This window comes from Quadrisphaera sp. RL12-1S, from assembly GCF_014270065.1.
In the GTDB taxonomy this organism is placed as follows: Bacteria; Actinomycetota; Actinomycetes; order Actinomycetales; family Quadrisphaeraceae; genus Quadrisphaera.
The window spans coordinates 384,293-401,631 of the sequence record NZ_JACNME010000003.1 but is presented as its reverse complement, the minus strand read 5'-3'; the positions used below and the strand labels follow the sequence as shown (position 1 = coordinate 401,631).

The following is a 17,339-nucleotide window of genomic DNA, read 5'->3' as shown; positions in this document are numbered from 1 at the left end:
CGTGTCGGGCCGGCGACCGGTCAGGAGCAGCCGGGGGCGCTGACCTCGGCCGCGTGCACGAGGGGCTGCGTGTGGACCTCGGTGATGGGCGCCACCGGGCCGTCGAGGGTCGCCTGCACCGTGACCGCCTGCCCGCGCGGGACGGCCACGGACACGCGCGTCACGCCCCAGCCGCGCTCGGTGCCCGTCTCCACCTCCGCCTCGACGCCGTCCACGAGCACCTCCGCGGCCCGGGTGCCCGGCGGCAGGTACAGCGCCACCGCGAGCGTCTCCGTGGTCGGGTCGACCCCCGGGAGCTTGTTGGACACGTACTCCGGCACCCGTGCCGGGGCGTCGTTGCGCAGCCCCACGGACAGGGTCGGGGGGGCGGAGCAGCCGCCCGTCACCTGCACCTGCTCGTGGACGTAGTAGTCGAGCTTGGAGGCCGAGATGTTGGTGAGGTACACGCCGGCGCTGCCCGTCGCCGGCTCCGGCAGGGACCCCGCGACGCCCCCGGCCTCGAGCGCGCTCTCCTCGTCCGGGTCCGCGCTCCAGATCTGCAGGTGCCCGTCCTGCACCGCCGTCCCCAGGGCCGCCAGGCGCCCCGCGTCCCACCGGCCGCCCCCGAGCCCGCGCTCGAAGGCGGCGCCGACGAGGGCGGTGAGGTACGCCTTGCGCCCGGTGTTGTCCCCGTCGAAGCGGTCGTAGGCCTGCCGCAGCACCACGTCCACGACGTCGTCGGCGGTGACGGGGGGGCCACCGGGCACCTCGACGGCACCGGCACCCCGCAGCAGCGGGGCGAGCCCGCTGGGGTCGAGCACGATGACGCCGTCCGGCGCGGGCCTGCCCTGCGCGGTCCACAGATCGGTGAGCAGCTGCGCGGCGTAGGGGAAGTGCGGGCTCAGGCCCACGTTCTGGGAGTAGCTGGACTGCTGCGCCGGGTACAGCGCGGAGTACTCCGCGCCGAAGTCGCGCACCGGACCGGTCAGGCGCTCCAGGTCGTCGGCGTTGGAGCCCGCGTCCGAGAGGCGGAACCGGCCGTCGGTGACGTCCAGCAGCGCCCAGGTGCCGATGATGCCGCCGGTGGGTCGCAGCTCGGCGGTGTTCTGGAACCCGACGAGGTAGGTGCGCGGCCGGTCGGAGCCCAGCACCCGGGGCAGCGCCCCCAGCAGCGCCTCCGTGCGCGTCAGGCCGTCCGCCAGCTGGTCCACGCCGTCCACGGCCTGCTGCACCCGCCCGGACAGGCCCGGCGGCAGGCCCGCGGGGTCGATGCCGGCCGCGCTGGCCCGGGCCAGCTCCGCCTGCTGGGCCGCCGGCCGCAGCTGCACGGCCAGGCGGGACAGGGCGGCGGGGTCGAGGCTGCCGTCCGAGCGCACCACGCCGGCCTCGAGCGCGTCACCGCCGCTGCGCACCGCCGGCAGGGCGCCGCGCGACACGGCCTGGTCGACCGCGTGGACCGCGGTCCGCAGGGCGCCCACCACCTCCCCGAGCTTCCCCGGGACGTGCGAGGCCATGACCAGCGGCAGGGCGTCGACGTCGTGGGCCGCCGCGCTGGTCTCCGCCGACGCGCGCGCGGTCGCGGCCTCGGCGGCACCGAGGTCCCCGGAGGTCACGGCGGTCCGCACCGAGGCGACCTCGGCCTGGGCGGCTCGGGCGTGGCGGGCCACCCCGGCGCCCGCGACGGCCGCCCAGACGCCCAGCACCAGCAGCACCGCCACCGCGCCGAGCACCGTCAGAGGCAGGGGCCGGCGCCACCCGCGGACAGGACGGCCGCGCCGCGGCCGCGCCGGGGGCGGTGCCGGTGGCGCAGGTGCCGCGGGTGTGGCGGTCGCCGGGGACGGGCCCGCGGCGCGGTGGGCGGCTCTCACGCGGGGAGGTCGCCGGGCGCCTCGGGGGACTGCCGGGGCCGGGGCCCGCGCCGACCACCGCTGGGGGCGCCCTCGACGACGGGCTGGTAGCGGTAGTAGTACGTCTGGTACGCGTCGGCGCCCTTGGTGGGCAGCATCGTCACGACGGCGCCCAGCACGCTGGCGCCGACAGCGGACAGCGCCTGCAGCGATCGGGCCAGCTGCGGTCGCGTCCCGCGGCCGGAGCCGACCACCAGCACCGCGCCGCCCACCGACTCCGCGAGGACCGCGGAGTCGGTCACGGCCAGCAGCGGCGCACCGTCGAAGATGACCACGTCGAAGCGGTGCTCGAGGTCCTGCAGCAGCTTGGCCATGGGCTCGGAGGCCAGCAGCTCGCTGGGGTTGGGTGGCACGCCGCCAGCAGGGAGCACCGACAGCGCGCCGTCCTCGCCCCAGCTCTGCAGGACGTCGTCCAGGGACGCGTCACCGACGAGCACCGTGGTCAGGCCCACCGCGCCTTCGAGCCCCAGGTAGGTCGCCACCATCGGGCGGCGCAGGTCGGCGTCCACCAGCACCACGCGCGTGCCGGCGCCGGCCATCGTCAGGGCCAGGTTGATGGCGGTCGTGCTCTTGCCCTCGCCCTCCACGGACGACGTGACGACCAGCGATCGGGCTCCGCTCGCCGCGGTGGCGAACGCGAGGTTGGTGCGCAGCTGGCGGAAGCTCTCCGAGCGGACGCTGCGGGGGTCCGCCAGGACCACCAGCGGGGTCTCGCGCGCCTTGTCGTCGTAGGGCATCCCCGCCAGCACCGGCACGCCGAAGTGGGCGACGTCGTGCTCCCCGCGCACCGTGGTGTCCAGCGTCTCGCGCAGCACCGCCAGGCCCACCCCCACCGCGAGGCCGACGAGCAGGCCCAGGGCGAGGTTGAGCGGGGTGTTGGGGGAGGACGGCGCGGCCGGGACCACCGCGGGCTGCGTGGTGGTGAGCTGCACCGGGGTGGTGGTGCCCGTGCCGTTGCCCTCCAGCCGCGCGACCGTCGTGATCAGCGAGGCGCCGACGGCGTTGGCGATGGTGGCCGCCTGCTGCGGGGAGGGGTCCGTCACGGTGATGTTGATGAGCACCGTGTCCAGCGGCGCCTCGGCGGTGATGTGCTGCGCGAGCGCCTCGGGGGTGGTGTCGAGCCCCAGCTCGGCGATCACCGGCTCCAGCACCGCGGACTGCCCGGCGACGTCGGCGTAGGTCTGGACCCGCTGCTGGACGAAGGTGTTGCCCTGCTGGAGGTCCGCGGTCGACGAGGCGCCGGACGTCCTGACGAAGAGCTTGGTCTGGGCCTGGTACTCCGGCGTCGCCGCCAGCGTGGCCGCCGCGGCGCCGGCCAGGGCCAGCGCGGTCAGGACCACGATCGACAGCCACCGCTTGCGCAGCACGCGCAGGTAGTCCGTGAGCTCCACGCTCTCCCCCCTCGTCCGTGGCGACGATCGTGGCACAGGGTCGGGGCGCCGGACACGGCCTCGACCAGCAGACGCCCCCTCCGGACGGCTGGGGCGCACCCCGACGGCCCACCCGTCCCCCCTGCCGGGGGACGGCGCACCCCGGTCCGGCGCCGCGCCGCGCCCGGCGCGCGCCGGGGCCGCCGTCAAGAACCGCCGTGTCGTCGCAGGTGTCCCGGCGTGTCGTGCTCCGGTACGGTGCGCCACACCGCCACCCGATCGGAGGCGGCCAGCAGAGCGCCGAGGAGACCGACCGTGACGATCACCACCAAGACGACCAAGGGGTCTGAGGACGTCAAGGTGACGTTCTCCCTGTCCGCGGAGGACTACTCCGAGCCCGTCTCCGTCGTGGGCAACTTCAACGACTGGAGCCCCTTCGCCCACGTGATGAAGAAGCGGTCCAACGGGAGCCGCTCGGCCACCGTGGCCGTGCCCAAGGGCTCGAGCATCCACTTCCGCTACCTGGGGCACGACGGCCACTGGTTCGACGACGCGGACGCCGTCGTCGACGACCAGGGCAGCACCTACGAGGTCTGAACCGCGCAGGGAGCCGCGGCCGAGCCGGCCGGCTCGTGACCCGACCGGGCGTCGCCCGGTCGGGTCCATCGCTGTGAGTGACGGCGAGCGGGTCTCTCTACAGTGGCCGGGATCCCACCGCAGGCCCCTGAGGAGGACTTCCCCATGACCGCAGCGAACAGCGCCGACGCCCCCAGCCAGGACGTGCAGACCGCCGACATCCCGGTGGTGATCCTGTGCGGGGGCATGGGGACGCGCCTGCGGGAGGCCAGCGAGCAGCTGCCCAAGGGCCTGGTCGACGTGGGCGGCCGCCCGATCCTGTGGCACATCATGAAGCTCTACTCGGCCCACGGCTTCCGCCGCTTCGTGCTGTGCCTGGGCTACAAGGGCGACATGATCAAGTCGTACTTCCTCGACAGCCGCGTGCGCTCCTCGGACCTGACGCTGCACACCAACGGCGCCAAGCCGCTGGAGTTCCACACCGACACCTCCGACGAGGACTGGGAGATCACCTTCGTCGAGACGGGGCTGACCACGGCCACCGGCGCCCGCATCGCCCGTGCCGCCAAGTACCTCGACGCCCCCCGCTTCGCGCTCACCTACGGTGACGGCATCGGGTCCGTGGACGTCTCGGCCGCGCTCGCCCAGCACGTCGCCTCCGGCCGCACCGGCACCCTGACGGGGGTCCACCCCAGCGGCCGCTACGGCGAGATGCAGGTCGAGGGCGACGCGGTGAAGGAGTTCAACGAGAAGCCCACCACGCAGACCGACTACGTCAACGGCGGCTTCTTCGTCTTCGAGCGCTCCTTCGTGGAGGGCTACCTCGACGCCGACCGCACCGAGGAGATGCTCGAGCACGCCCCGCTGGGCCGCCTGGCCCGCGACGGGCAGCTGGGGGTCTACAAGCACGAGGGCTACTGGCTGGGCATGGACACCTTCCGCGACTGGAAGGAGCTCAACGGGCTCTGGGACGCGGGCAAGGCCGAGTGGAAGATCTGGCAGGACTGACCACGGTGCACCAGCTGTCTCCGGGTGCAGCAGGGGCAGGCCCCTCGGCGCCAGCGCCGGGGGGCCTGCCCCTGCTGCGGGCCCAGCGCGAGGCCGCCGCCACCGCGCTGCCGCCCGAGGTGCTCGACTACTACGACGCCGGCGCGGGTGACGAGGTCACCCGCCGCGAGGGTGCGCTGGCGTGGTCGTCCTACCGGCTGCGCCCGCGCGTCCTGCGGGACGTCGGCGCGGTGAGCACGGCGACCACGCTGCTCGGGCAGGACCTCGCGCACCCGGTGGGCATCGCCCCGATGGCCTTCCACGCCCTCGCCACCGAGGCCGGTGAGCTGGCGACGGCGGAGGCGGCCGGCCGGAGCGGCGGCCTGCTGGGCCTGTCGACCCGCTCGTCGCGCTCGCTGGAGGACGTCGCGGCCGCAGCCGCCCAGCACGGCGCCCCCTGGTGGTTCCAGGTGTACGCGATGAAGGACCGCTCGCTCACCGAGGCGCTCGTGCGCCGCGCCGTCGCCGCGGGCGCCGGGGCCCTGGTCCTGACCGGCGACACCCCCTACGTGGGGCGCAAGCGCCGCGTCACCGGCACCCGGCTGGCGGTCCCGGACGACCACTTCCTGGTCAACCTGGCCCCGCACTTCGCCGAGCGCGCGGCCGCCGGGGGAGCGCAGCTGTCCGTGGCCGAGCAGCGGGCGGCGGCCGAGCAGGACCCGACCATCGACCTGGGCACCGTCCGCTGGCTGGCGGAGGTCTCCGGGCTGCCCGTGCTCGTCAAGGGCGTGCTCCGCGGGGACGACGCGGTGGCGTGCCTGCAGGCGGGGGCGGCCGGCGTGGTGGTCTCCAACCACGGCGGGCGCCAGCTGGACCGCTCCGTGCCGAGCGCCCTGGCGCTGCCGGAGGTGGCAGCCGCCGTGCGCGAGCACGCGCGCCTGACCGGCCCGCTGCCCTCGGGGCACGCCCCGGTGGTGCTGGTGGACGGCGGCGTGCGCACCGGGACCGACGTGCTCACGGCGCTGGCGCTGGGCGCTGACGCCGTGCTCCTGGGGCGCCCGGTGCTGTGGGCGCTGGCCGCCGGGGGCGCGGACGCCGCGCGCGCCTGCGTGGCGGAGGTCGTCTCCGACCTGGCGCACGCCATGGCGCTCGCGGGTGCGGCGAGCACCGCCGAGGTGACCGCCGACCTCGTCCACCCGGCACCGGCGCTCGGCTGACCGGCTGATCGACAGATCGACTGCTCGGCTGATCGGCCGGTGCGCTGAGTGACGGTGCCGGTGCCCGCGGGGGCCGCCGGCACCTCCGCAGCGCTCCCTCTCGTCCGTCCAGGTGGACCTCTTGACCATCTCTTGACCTGACTTGACCAAGCCTTGACCTGCGAGACCGCCCTCCGCGGTGGAGTTCCACCCGATCGGGTGGTGTGCTGTCAGGCAGGGCCCTCCGCTCCCGGGCGGGGGTGACGCAGGGCTACGGTGAGCGGTCGGGCAGGGGGGTGTCCGAGGGCCCGCGCGCCGGGCAGAGGACGTCGGACACGGACGAGGAGGCACGCTGTGAGCGGCCACGGACACGCGATCCCCCGAGCACGCCGGAGCAGCAGCGCGGCGTCTCACGAGCGGGTCGACGTCGTCGTCGTCGGCGGAGGCTCCGCCGGCAGCGTGGTCGCGGGACGTGCGGTGGAGCGCGGGGCGGGCTCGGTGCTCGTGCTGGAGGCCGGTGCGCCCGTGCGCCCGTGGGACGTCGAGGTGCGCATGCCGCTGGGCATGTACCGCGCCGTGGGAGACCCCCGCTACGACTGGAAGTACACCTCGGAGGAGGAGCCGTGGCTCTTTCGCCGCAAGGTCGTGCTGCCGCGCGGCAAGGTGCTCGGTGGCTCCAGCGCCATCAACGGCATGCTCTACCAGCGCGGCCACGCCGCCGACTACGACGGCTGGGCCGCCCTGACGGGCGAGCAGGGCTGGGACTACGCCCACCTGCTGCCGTACTTCCAGCGCGTCGAGGCCGCGCTGACGCCCGCCGCCGGTCCGAGCCGCGGGCGCGCCGGTGCGCACGTGCTCACCCCGGACCCGGCGAGCAGCCCCCTGCACGAGGCGTTCTTCGAGGCCGCCCGCCAGGCCGGCCACCCCGTGGCCACCGACCCGAACGACGTCCAGGACGGCGTCGGGAGGTTCGAGAAGGCCGCCCACCGCGGCCGGCGCGTCACGGCCGCCGACGCCTACCTCACCCCCCACCTGCACGGACGTCCCGGTCGCGGCGCGCTGCGCGTGCAGACCCGCGCGCTGGTCACCCGCGTCCTCGTCGAGGGCGGCCGCGCGGTGGGCGTGCGCTACCGCGTGCTCGACGGGGCCGGCGGTGCCCCGGGCCCGGAGCAGGAGGTGCGCGCCGGGGAGGTGGTGCTCGCCGCCGGCGCCTTCGAGACCCCCAAGCTGCTCCTGCTGTCGGGCATCGGCCCGCGCGAAGAGCTCGCCGCCGCCGGCGTCGACGTCGTCCAGCACCTGCCCGGCGTGGGCCGCGACCTGCAGGACCACCTGGGGGCCTTCGTCCAGCACCGCTGCAGCCAGCCGGTGAGCATGGCCAGCATCAAGCACAAGCCGAACCTCCTGGCGGCCGCCGCGCAGTGGGTGGCGCTGGGCAGCGGTCCTGGGGCGAGCACGCACATCGAGGCCGGCGGCTTCCTGCGCACCAGCCCCGAGCAGCTGGTCCCCGAGGCCACCGTCTTCTTCTCCAGCCTGGTCTGGCCGGTGGCCGGCATGCCCGTCGTCGACGGCCACGGCTACCAGCTGTACGCCTACCCCGGCCGCGTGACCTCCCGCGGTCGCGTCTCGCTGCGCTCGACCGACCCCTCGGCCGCACCGGTCATCGTCAACAACTACCTCTCCACCGAGAGCGACCGGCAGGCGTGGGTCAGGGTGCTGCGGACCGTCCGCGACCTGCTGTCCCAGCCCGCCTTCGAGCCCTACGACGGCGGCGAGGTGGTGCCCGGCACGCACGTGGTCAGCGACGCCGAGCTGCTGGCCTTCGTGCAGCGCACGGCCCGCACGGGTCTGCACCCCACGTCGACGGCCAGGATGGGCGTCGACGACGACGCGGTGCTCGACCCCGCCACGCTCCAGGTCCACGGGGTCGAGGGCCTGCGGGTGGTGGACGCCTCCGCGATCCCGCTGATGCCGAACGGCAACAGCTACGCGCCCGTGATGGTGCTGGCCGAGAAGGCCGCGGACCTCCTCACCGGTGCCGCCGCCCCGCCGCCCGGCGAGGTGCCCGTAGCGGCGCGCGCGCTGCCCGGCTCGCTGCCCCCGCTGCCGGACCCGTCGACCTCGCACGCCCCGCAGCGCCCCGAGGTCAGCGGCGGCCCGTCCGCGGGGCTCGCCCCGGCCTGACGGCCCGCTGGCCTGACGGCCGGCGGCGCCGGGTGCCATCGGGGGCGGCGGGTGTCAGCGGGGCGACCTACCCTGGGTGCTCGTGCCGCTGACTGGGATCGTCTCCGCCCTGCTGCCCGACCGCGGGTTCTCCCTCGCCGTCGCGAACGCCCGCTCTGGCGACGTCCCGCTGCTCGAGGCGGCCGTCCCGCCCGGGGTGCGCCCGGCGCTGCTGGCCGCGCTCGCGTCGCCCCCGGACGACGGCGGCGCGGGCCGCACCGTGCTCGCGGTCACCGCCACCGGCCGCCAGTGCGAGGACCTGGCCGCCGCGCTGCGGTGCTTCCTGGAGCCGACGTCCGTGGTGGAGTTCCCCAGCTGGGAGACGCTGCCGCACGAGCGGCTGTCGCCCCGCTCCGACACCGTGGGGCGCCGCCTCGCCGTCCTGCGCCGCCTGGCCCACCCCGGCGCGCTGGGCGCGGAGGACGGTCGCGTCTCGGTGGTGGTGGCCCCGGTGCGGGCGGTGCTGCAGCCGCTGGTGGCCGGCCTGGGGGACCTGCGCCCCGTGCAGCTGCGGGCCGGTGACGTCGTCGACCTCGACCAGGTGGTGGCCGACCTGGCCGCCGCCGCGTACACCCGCACCGAGATGGTCGAGCGCCGCGGCGACGTGGCCGTGCGCGGCGGCATCCTCGACGTCTTCCCGCCCACTGCCGACCACCCCCTGCGGGTCGAGCTCTTCGGCGACGAGGTCGACGAGGTGCGCGCCTTCTCGGTGGCCGACCAGCGGTCGCTGGAGGTGGTCCCCGAGGGCCTGTGGGCGCCGCCGTGCCGCGAGCTGCTCCTCACCGACGAGGTGAGGCGCCGCGCCGCCGCGCTCAAGGAGCAGCTGCCGGGCGCGGCCGAGATGCTCGACAAGATCGCCGGCGGCATCGCCGTGGAGGGCATGGAGTCGCTGGCCCCGGCCCTCGTCGACGGCATGCAGCCCCTGCTCGACGTGCTGCCCGCCGGCACGCACGTCGTCGTCCTCGACCCCGAGCGCGTCCGCAGCCGCGCCCACGACCTGGTGGCGACCTCCGAGGAGTTCCTCGCCGCCGCCTGGGCCAACGCCGCCTCGGGCGGGCAGGTCCCGGTGGACCTCGGCCTGGACCGCGCCAGCTACACCACCTTCGCCGCCACCCGCGCGCACGCGCTGAGCACCGGCCGGCCGTGGTGGTCGCTCAGCTCGTTCACCGCCGACGAGGAGCTGTCAGGGGCGGCGGGCTTCGACGCCAGCGACAACGCCGTGGTCGTCACCGTCGGGGCCCGCGAGGTGGAGGGCTACGCCGGTGACGTGCCGCGGGCCCTCGCCGACCTGCGCGGGCTCGTGAGCGACGGCTGGCGCCTCGTGGCCACCGCGGCCGGCCACGGCTCCGCCGACCGCCTCGCGGAGGTGCTGCGCGACGCCGACGTGCCGGCCGCGCGCTCGGACGGCGTGGACGAGCTGCCCGAGCCCAGCGTCGTCCGGGTGACCACCGCCAGCCTCGGCCACGGCTTCGTCGCTCCCGGCCTCAAGCTCGCGCTGCTCACCGAGGCCGACGTGCTGGGGACCTCCGGCCCGATGTCCGCCAAGGACGCCAAGCGCATGCCCAGCCGGCAGCGGCGCAACGCCGTCGACCCGCTGCAGCTCAAGACCGGCGACTTCGTGGTGCACGAGCAGCACGGCGTCGGCCGCTACGTGGAGATGGTGCAGCGCACGCTGCAGGGCGCCACCCGCGAGTACCTCGTCATCGAGTACGCGCCGTCCAAGCGCGGCCAGCCGGGCGACCGGCTGTTCGTGCCCACCGACACCCTCGACCAGGTCACCCGGTACGTCGGCGGCGAGGCCCCGGCGCTCAACAAGATGGGCGGCGCGGACTGGGCCAAGACCAAGGGCCGTGCGCGCAAGGCCGTCAAGGAGATCGCCGGCGACCTCATCAAGCTCTACAGCGCGCGCATGGCCACCCGGGGGCACGCCTTCGCCACCGACACCCCATGGCAGCGCGAGCTGGAGGACGCCTTCCCCTTCGTCGAGACGCCCGACCAGCTGGTGACCATCGACGAGGTGAAGGCCGACATGGAGCGCGTCGTGCCCATGGACCGCCTCATCTGCGGCGACGTCGGCTACGGCAAGACCGAGATCGCCGTCCGCGCCGCGTTCAAGGCCGTGCAGGACGGCAAGCAGGTGATGGTGCTGGTGCCCACCACGCTGCTCGTGCAGCAGCACCTGGAGACCTTCGCCGAGCGGTTCGCCCCGTTCCCCGTCACCGTCCGGGCGCTGAGCCGCTTCGTCTCGGCCAAGGAGTCCGAGGCCGTCAAGGCCGGCCTGGCGGACGGCACGGTCGACGTGGTCATCGGCACCCACCGCCTCCTCGGCGGGGAGTACCGCGCCAAGGACCTCGGCCTGGTCATCATCGACGAGGAGCAGCGCTTCGGCGTGGAGCACAAGGAGCTCCTCAAGACGCTGCGCACCAACGTGGACGTGCTCGCGATGAGCGCCACCCCCATCCCGCGCACGCTGGAGATGGCCGTCACCGGCATCCGCGAGATGTCCACGCTGGCCACCCCGCCGGAGGAGCGCCACCCGGTCCTCACGTACGTGGGGCCGTACGAGGAGAAGCAGGTGGCCGCCGCCATCCGGCGCGAGCTGCTGCGCGAGGGCCAGGTCTTCTACGTGCACAACAAGGTGGAGTCGATCGACAGGGCGGCGGCGCGCCTGGCCGAGCTCGTCCCCGAGGCCCGCATCGCCACCGCGCACGGCAAGATGCCGGAGCACCGCCTCGAGGAGGTCATCGTCGACTTCTGGGAGAAGCGCTCCGACGTGCTCGTGTGCACCACGATCGTCGAGACCGGCCTGGACATCTCCAACGCCAACACCCTCATCCTCGAGCGCGCCGACCTGCTCGGGCTGTCCCAGCTGCACCAGCTGCGCGGCCGCGTGGGCCGCGGCCGCGAGCGCGCCTACGCGTACTTCATGTACCCGGGGGAGAAGCCGCTGACGGAGACCGCGCACGACCGGCTGGCCACCATCGCCTCCCACACCGACCTCGGCGCCGGCATGCAGGTGGCCATGAAGGACCTCGAGATCCGCGGTGCCGGCAACCTGCTGGGCGGGGAGCAGTCCGGGCACATCGCGGGCGTCGGCTTCGACCTGTACGTGCGACTCGTCGGCGAGGCGGTCGCGGAGTACCGCGACGGTCCCAAGGAGGAGGGGCTGCCCGAGGCGAAGATCGAGCTCCCTGTCGACGGGCTGCTTCCCCACGACTACGTGCCCCACGAGCGGCTGCGCCTGGAGGCGTACCGCAAGCTGGCCGCGGCGACCTCGGACGACGACGTGGCCGCCGTGCGCGCGGAGCTGGTGGACCGCTACGGCGAGCCGACCGAGCAGGTGGAGAACCTGCTGGCGGTGGCGCGCTTCCGCGTGCGCGCGCGGGCCTCGGGCATCACCGAGGTGTCGCTGCAGGGCCGGAACATCCGGTTCGCGCCCGTGGAGCTGCGGGAGAGCCAGGAGCTGCGCGTGCAGCGCCTGTACCCGGGCACGCTCGTGAAGCAGGCGCTGCGGACGGTGCTCGTGCCGCAGCCGATGACGGCGCGCGTCGGTGGGCAGCCGCTGCGCGACCGAGCGGTGCTGGAGTGGGCCACGGCGCTGCTGGACGCGGTACTGCCGGTGGAGGCCGCGGCGGGACGGCCGGTGGTGGCCAGCGCGGCCAGCTGACCCCGGCGCGCACCCCTCTGACCTGCGTGTTTGCCGGGTGTCCACCTCCGTCCCCCACCATGGGGATGTGGATCACCTCGTGTACATCAGCTTCGGAGAGGGGCGCCACGTCGACGAAGTGCGCTTCTCGGTGCAGACGGCGCTGCGCCACGTGCCGTCCGTCGGCGGGAGCTGGGGCGTCTCCGTGTGGACCGACAGGCCGTCGGCGTGGAAGGACCTCCCCGTCGACGTCGTGGAGGTGGACCCGGAGCAGGCGCGCGCCTGGATGGGGCCGCACCAGTACGTCTGGCGGGCCAAGATCGAGGTGCTGCGCGCCGCCCTGGAGCGCTCCGGCGGCGGGCGCTGCGTCTACGTGGACGGCGACACCTGGTGGCGGCGCTCCCCGTCGGTGGTCTTCGACCGGGTGGGTCCCGGCCGCAGCGTGATGCACCTGCGGGAGGGGCGTCCGCCCGCGCCGGAGGCCGCGGCCCTGGCCCACGTGCTGGAGCGCCACCGGCCGGTCCGACCGGACCAGAGCCCGTGGGAGTTCCCGGCGGACCGCGACTCCTGGAACGCGGGGGTCATCGGGCTGCACCCGGCCGACGCCGCCGTCTGCGAGGAGGTGGCGCAGCTCACCGACCAGCTCCTCGAGCACGGCTTCGGAGAGCACTCGCACACCTCCGAGCAGCTCGCGTTCGCCGTGGGCCTGGCCGCGCGGACGTCGGTGGCGGAGGCGCGCGACGCGGTGGTCCACTACTGGCCCGCCGAGATGCGCGAGCCCTTCAGCGCGGCGCTGACCGCCGCGCGGGCCGCTGACGGGCTGGGGCAGGCCGAGCTGTTCGACCGCCTGTGGGCGCAGCGCCCCCGGCTGACGGCGGAGCGGGCCGCGAAGGACACCGCCAAGCGGCTGCTGCGGCGCGTGGGCGTCCGCCGCTGAGCCCACCCCGGGCTCCTCCGGGGTGGCACGGGGTGGCACGGGGTGGTCGGGCGGTCGCTCGGCGCGGCCGGAGGGCACCCGCCCGGGTGCACGCGGTGGCCCCGCGGCGCCCGGCGGTCCCCGCGCCCGCGCCGAGGCGTCGCCGGGCGACCACGATGGGCGCCTGCCCGGGGGTGCAGAGCCGCGCCTCCGGCCCACGGGAAGGCGACTCATGACCCCACGGAGCAGGACGACGACGCATGGCCCGCTGACCCGGCCACCGCGCCGAGGTGCGCGCAGCCCCCGAGAGCCGGGGACGTGGTGGTCCCCGGTGCGCGCGGTGCGGCCGCTGGTGGTGGTGCTCGCCGTCCTGGCGGTCGTGGGGCCGGTCGTGCGGCTGTCCGTGGACTCCGTGGCCGGGGACCCGGCCCTCCCGCAGGCGTGGCTGGCCGAGGCGGCGCGCCTGGTGGACCTCGACGAGGAGGGGAACCTGCCCACGTACTTCTCCGCGGCGCTGCTCGCCGCCACGGCCGCGGGGCTGGCGGTGGCGGCGGCGCTCGTGCGCGCCCGGGGCCACCGGGCCTGGCCCCTGGCGCTGCCCGCCGGTGTGGCGGCGCTGCTGTCGGTGGACGAGCTGGCCTCCCTGCACGAGCAGCTGGCGCTCCTCGCGGACCTGCTCGGCGTCGACGCGGGGCTGCGCTTCTCCTGGGTGGTGCCGGGCCTCGTCGTCGTCCTGGGGGTGGGGGTGGTCCTGCTGCGGTCGGCCCGCGCCCTGGCGCCCCGGACGCGCTGGCGCCTGGTGGCCGCCGGGGCGGTGTACCTGCTCGGCGCCCTCGTGGTGGAGACCGTGACCGGCGGGATGTTCCGCCCCGCCCCCGAGGGCGGCGTCGAGCCGGTGCAGAGCGCCGCCTACGTGCTGCTCAACGCGGTCGAGGAGGGCCTCGAGATGGCCGGTGCGCTGCTCGCGCTGCGGGCGGTGCTGCTCGTGCTGCGCGGGCGCGTCACGCCGCAGGGAGTGGTGGTGGACCTGGACCCGGCCCGCCCGGTGCTGGCCGGGCAGGCGGGTGCGCGCGCGGTCGCGGCCGTCTGAGCGGCTGGGCCGCACGGGCGACCCCGCTGCGCCACCGGGGGCCCCGTCCCCGTGCGGGGGCTGCGCGGCACCGGTGCCGGGGCGCATGATCCTCCGACCGCCGCGGCGGGAGCGCACCGGTGCGCGGGGGCCGGAGCGGGTGCAGGAGCGCGGGGACGGACCCGCCGGAGGGGTGGTGGCCGTGGTCCTCACGAGGAGCGGTGGCGTCGGAGCGGACGCGGGCGGGCGGGGCGGCCGGCGACCGTGGGTCGAGGGCGACCTGCTGCGCCTGACCCCGCTGGTGCGGGTGCTGGCCGTGGTCGCCCTGGTGCTCGTGCTCGTGGGACCGGCGGTGCGCATCGCCGTGGAGGCGGTGCAGAGCGACGCCGCCCTGCCGCTGGCCTGGCTCGACGAGGCCAAGCGCCAGACCGACCTGGACGGCGAGGCCAACCTGCCGGCCACCTTCAGCGCCGCCCTGCTGGCGCTGGTCGGCCTGGGGTTCCTCTTCCTCGCCGGTGAGCGCCGTGCGCGCGGTGAGCGGGCCTGGCCCGTGGTCGTGCTGGCGGCCGTGGCCGGGTACCTCGGCCTGGACGAGGCCAGCGAGCTGCACGAGTCGCTCGCCCTGTTCGCCGAGCACCTGCACGCCACCCTGGGGCTGCACAACTTCGCCTGGCTGGTGCCCGGTGTGCTGCTGGCCGTGGGCGGCGGCGTGGTCGCCCTGCGGCTGGCGCGGGCGCTGCCGCCGCGCCTGCGCACCCGGCTGGTGGTGGCCGGGGTGGTGTACCTGTTCGGCGCGCTCGTCATGGAGTACGTCACGAGCTTCTTCCTCGTCGACCTGCCCGGCACCGCCGAGCTGACAGCACCGCAGCCGGTCTCCTACATCCTCCTCAACGCCGTGGAGGAGGGCTCGGAGATGGCGGGGGCGCTGCTGGCGCTCGCGGCGGTGCTGGCGGAGCTGCGCCTGCGCGTGGTGCCCGGGGGAGTGGCCCTCGTGGGTGCGGGGGAGAGCGCCGGGAACAGCGCCGAGGGCCGTGCGGGGTCCCCGCGTGTCCGCCAGACGGGGGGAGATCAGCACAGACGGTCCCTCGGACGGACCGCCTCGGTCGACCACGGGTCAGGACCATTGACTACCGTCAGCGAGGAGCAGCAGGGAAGCCTGCGCGGGGGAGAGGGAGACCGATGAGCACCGACACCAGCCTCGACAGCAGCCTGGACAAGACCCTGGGCGCCGACCAGGACGCTGCGTCGGGCCTCGGCGTGGCCACCCTGAACGACCTGCGCTACCCGGCGCTGGGCGCCTCGGACCCGGTGCCGGTCTACCGCCCCTACCTCGGGGCTGAGGTGCAGGAGGCCGCGCGGTCCGCCCTCGAGGTCGGCTGGCTCGGCATGGGCAAGCTCAGCCAGGACTTCGAGCTGGGCCTGGAGTCCTTCCTCCACCTCGGCGAGAGCGGCCGTCGCGCCGTCTCCACCAACTCGTGCACCGAGGCGCTCCACCTCGCCGGCCAGCTCATCGGGCTGGGCCCGGGCGACGAGGTCATCGCGCCCTCCTTCACCTACGTCGCGGGCCACCAGGCCATGAGCCGCACCGGCGCCTCGGTGGTCTTCGCCGACGTCGAGGACCGACGTCTGTGCCTGGACCCGCAGCGCGTCCGCGAGGCCATCACGGAGAACACCAGGGCGATCCTCGCCGTCGACTACCTCGGCCTGCCCTGCCAGCTGGACGAGCTCCTCGAGATCGCCGACGAGCACGGCCTGCGGGTCATCGAGGACGCCGCGCACGCCTTCGGCTCCGTCTCGGACGGCCGGCCCGTCGGCTCCTTCGGCGACATCACGTGCTTCAGCTTCGGGCCGGTGAAGACCATCACCACCCTCGAGGGCGGCGCGATCATCACCCGCGACCCCGCCGACGTGCAGGCCCTGCACGAGCTGCGCCACCTGGGCATCGACGCCGACACCGACGCGCGCTACAAGAACCAGCGCAACTGGGAGTTCGACGTGGTGCGCCAGGGCTTCCGGTGCCACCTCGGCTCGGTGCCCGCCTCGATCGGGCTGGCGCAGCTGGCCCTGGTGGAGGAGTTCATCGACAACCGCCGCAGCTACTGCCAGGCCTTCGACGCCGCGTTCGCCGACCTCGCCGAGGCCGGCCACCTGCAGCTGTTCGACACGGACTGGGAGGGCGTGGCGCCCTACATCTACGTCATCCGGCTGCGCGACGGCTCGCGCCGCTCCGACCTCATCGCCCACCTCAAGGCGCGCGGCATCGGCTCCGGCATCCACTTCCTGGGCGCCCACGAGTTCTCCTTCTACGCGGACTCCCGCCGGGGCCCGCTGCCGGTGACGGACCTGGCCACCAGCCAGGTGCTCACGCTGCCGCTGCACCCCTACATGGACCCCGCCACCATCGACCGCGTGGTCGACGGCGTGCGGTCGTTCTTCGCATGAGCGTGGCCGAGGGCGGCTGGGAGCACACGGCGACGCTCGCGCAGGTCCGCGGCGGCAGCACCGGCCGCCTGCGGGTGGTCTACCGCTCCTACGGCGGCGACAACCTCAAGAACCGCCCCGCGTACTACTCCAAGACGACGTCGCTGCTGTCCTTCCTGCGGGCGCTCGACCAGGTCGCGGCCGACGTGGTGTTCATGAACAACGGCCCGATCCCCGAGGAGCGCCTGGCGCTCATGCGTGGCCGCGGCGAGATCGTGAGCATCGGTCCGACGAACATGCAGGGCTCGTGGATGACCATGCTCAAGCTGGCCGCCACCTGGGGCGACGACCTGGTCTGGCTCGCCGAGGACGACTACCTCTACACCGAGGGATCCCTCGCGGCGCTCGTGGAGGCCGGCCGGGCCCTGCCCGACGTCGACTACTTCGCCCTCTACGGCGTCACCGAGAACTCCTGGTACCTCCCGCCGGGCCTGGACCAGCCCCGTCCGCGCGGGTGGACCGACCGCGAGGAGTGGGTGGGCGGCCGTCGCTGGCAGCGCATCGACTCCACGGCCAGCACCTTCGCCGTGCGGGCGGACGCCCTGGCGCAGGACGTCGGCATCTTCCGGCTGGCGATGGTCCCGCACCGCAGCATGTACCGCGACCACGACATGTTCCACAACGTGCAGGGCTACGAGACGCACCGGTGGAGCGACCTGGGCCGCACGCTGCTCCTGCGCGGAGAGGGCGGCCTGTTCCGCAAGCTGCGGCGCGTGTACCTGGCGCCCTTCCTGGCGGCCAGCAACCTGCGCTCCCACCGGCGCCCGCAGCACCGGCGCACGCTCATGGCCGTCGACCTCAACCTCGTCGCGCACATGGAGGTCGAGCTGCTGCCGCCCAACCACGACTGGGCCGCCGAGGCGGCGTCCGTGCTGGCGTGGGCCGAGCAGCGGCGCCTCGTCACCACCTGAGCGGCCTGAGCGGACCCGCCGGCAGCACCGACGACGCCCGGCCGCCCCGCGAGGGGCCGGCCGGGCGCTGTCGTCGGTGCC

The 17,339-nt window shown here is 75.1% G+C and carries 12 protein-coding genes; 10 read left to right on the top strand and 2 right to left on the bottom strand.

Features of this window, described 5'->3' with window-relative positions; all coding sequences use genetic code 11:
- Positions 1 to 20: 20 nt before the first annotated feature.
- The gene (locus H7K62_RS08060; RefSeq protein WP_186717398.1) at positions 21 to 1,709 is read right to left on the bottom strand and encodes a DUF4012 domain-containing protein; all 1,689 of its coding nucleotides are present in this window, start codon (positions 1,707 to 1,709) and stop codon (positions 21 to 23) included.
- 134 nt (positions 1,710 to 1,843) lie between these two features.
- Positions 1,844 to 3,277 (bottom strand): tyrosine-protein kinase domain-containing protein, encoded by a 1,434-nt coding sequence (locus H7K62_RS08055; protein WP_186717397.1) that lies wholly within the window; start codon positions 3,275 to 3,277, stop codon positions 1,844 to 1,846.
- A gap of 294 nt (positions 3,278 to 3,571) precedes the next feature.
- Between H7K62_RS08055 and H7K62_RS23265 the strand changes: the two genes are divergently transcribed.
- The 10 genes from H7K62_RS23265 to H7K62_RS08005 all read left to right on the top strand — a co-directional run bounded on the left by H7K62_RS23265 (position 3,572) and on the right by H7K62_RS08005 (position 17,258).
- Positions 3,572 to 3,853 (top strand): isoamylase early set domain-containing protein, encoded by a 282-nt coding sequence (locus H7K62_RS23265; protein WP_186717396.1) that lies wholly within the window; start codon positions 3,572 to 3,574, stop codon positions 3,851 to 3,853.
- Positions 3,854 to 3,997: 144 nt separating this feature from the next.
- Complete coding sequence (locus H7K62_RS08045; protein WP_186717395.1) at positions 3,998 to 4,840, top strand: sugar phosphate nucleotidyltransferase; 843 nt, start codon at positions 3,998 to 4,000, stop codon at positions 4,838 to 4,840.
- A 5-nt stretch (positions 4,841 to 4,845) separates the two neighbouring features.
- Positions 4,846 to 6,036, top strand: a complete 1,191-nt coding sequence (locus H7K62_RS08040) for an alpha-hydroxy acid oxidase (RefSeq protein ID WP_222437238.1) — start codon at positions 4,846 to 4,848, stop codon at positions 6,034 to 6,036.
- Positions 6,037 to 6,369: 333 nt separating this feature from the next.
- The gene (locus H7K62_RS23670) at positions 6,370 to 8,196 is read left to right on the top strand and encodes a GMC family oxidoreductase N-terminal domain-containing protein (RefSeq protein ID WP_222437237.1); all 1,827 of its coding nucleotides are present in this window, start codon (positions 6,370 to 6,372) and stop codon (positions 8,194 to 8,196) included.
- Positions 8,197 to 8,278: 82 nt separating this feature from the next.
- Entirely contained in the window at positions 8,279 to 11,902 is a 3,624-nt protein-coding gene (gene mfd / locus H7K62_RS08030; protein ID WP_186717394.1) for a transcription-repair coupling factor, read from the top strand.
- A gap of 67 nt (positions 11,903 to 11,969) precedes the next feature.
- Entirely contained in the window at positions 11,970 to 12,818 is an 849-nt protein-coding gene (locus H7K62_RS08025) for a hypothetical protein (protein ID WP_186717393.1), read from the top strand.
- A 310-nt stretch (positions 12,819 to 13,128) separates the two neighbouring features.
- A complete protein-coding gene (locus H7K62_RS08020) occupies positions 13,129 to 13,887 on the top strand; it encodes a hypothetical protein (protein WP_186717392.1) in 759 nt (252 codons plus the stop codon).
- Between the two features lie 85 nt (positions 13,888 to 13,972).
- Positions 13,973 to 15,049, top strand: coding sequence for a hypothetical protein (locus H7K62_RS08015; protein WP_186717391.1), 1,077 nt, complete (start codon positions 13,973 to 13,975; stop codon positions 15,047 to 15,049).
- Positions 15,046 to 16,308, top strand: a complete 1,263-nt coding sequence (locus H7K62_RS08010; protein WP_186717390.1) for a DegT/DnrJ/EryC1/StrS family aminotransferase — start codon at positions 15,046 to 15,048, stop codon at positions 16,306 to 16,308. The genes H7K62_RS08015 and H7K62_RS08010 overlap by 4 nt, the downstream gene beginning before the upstream one ends.
- Positions 16,305 to 17,258 carry a hypothetical protein gene (locus H7K62_RS08005; protein ID WP_186717389.1) on the top strand — a complete coding sequence of 318 codons (954 nt, stop codon included), beginning with the start codon at positions 16,305 to 16,307 and terminating at the stop codon, positions 17,256 to 17,258. The genes H7K62_RS08010 and H7K62_RS08005 overlap by 4 nt, the downstream gene beginning before the upstream one ends.
- Positions 17,259 to 17,339: the final 81 nt, after the last annotated feature.

Bases quoted from the DNA above. Each gene is read 5' to 3' on its own strand.
- H7K62_RS08045 (WP_186717395.1), top strand. From the start codon at position 3,998: ATGACCGCAGCGAACAGCGCCGACGCCCCCAGCCAGGACGTGCAGACC.
- H7K62_RS08015 (WP_186717391.1), top strand. From the start codon at position 13,973: ATGATCCTCCGACCGCCGCGGCGGGAGCGCACCGGTGCGCGGGGGCCG.
- H7K62_RS08010 (WP_186717390.1), top strand. From the start codon at position 15,046: ATGAGCACCGACACCAGCCTCGACAGCAGCCTGGACAAGACCCTGGGC.
- H7K62_RS08005 (WP_186717389.1), top strand. From the start codon at position 16,305: ATGAGCGTGGCCGAGGGCGGCTGGGAGCACACGGCGACGCTCGCGCAG.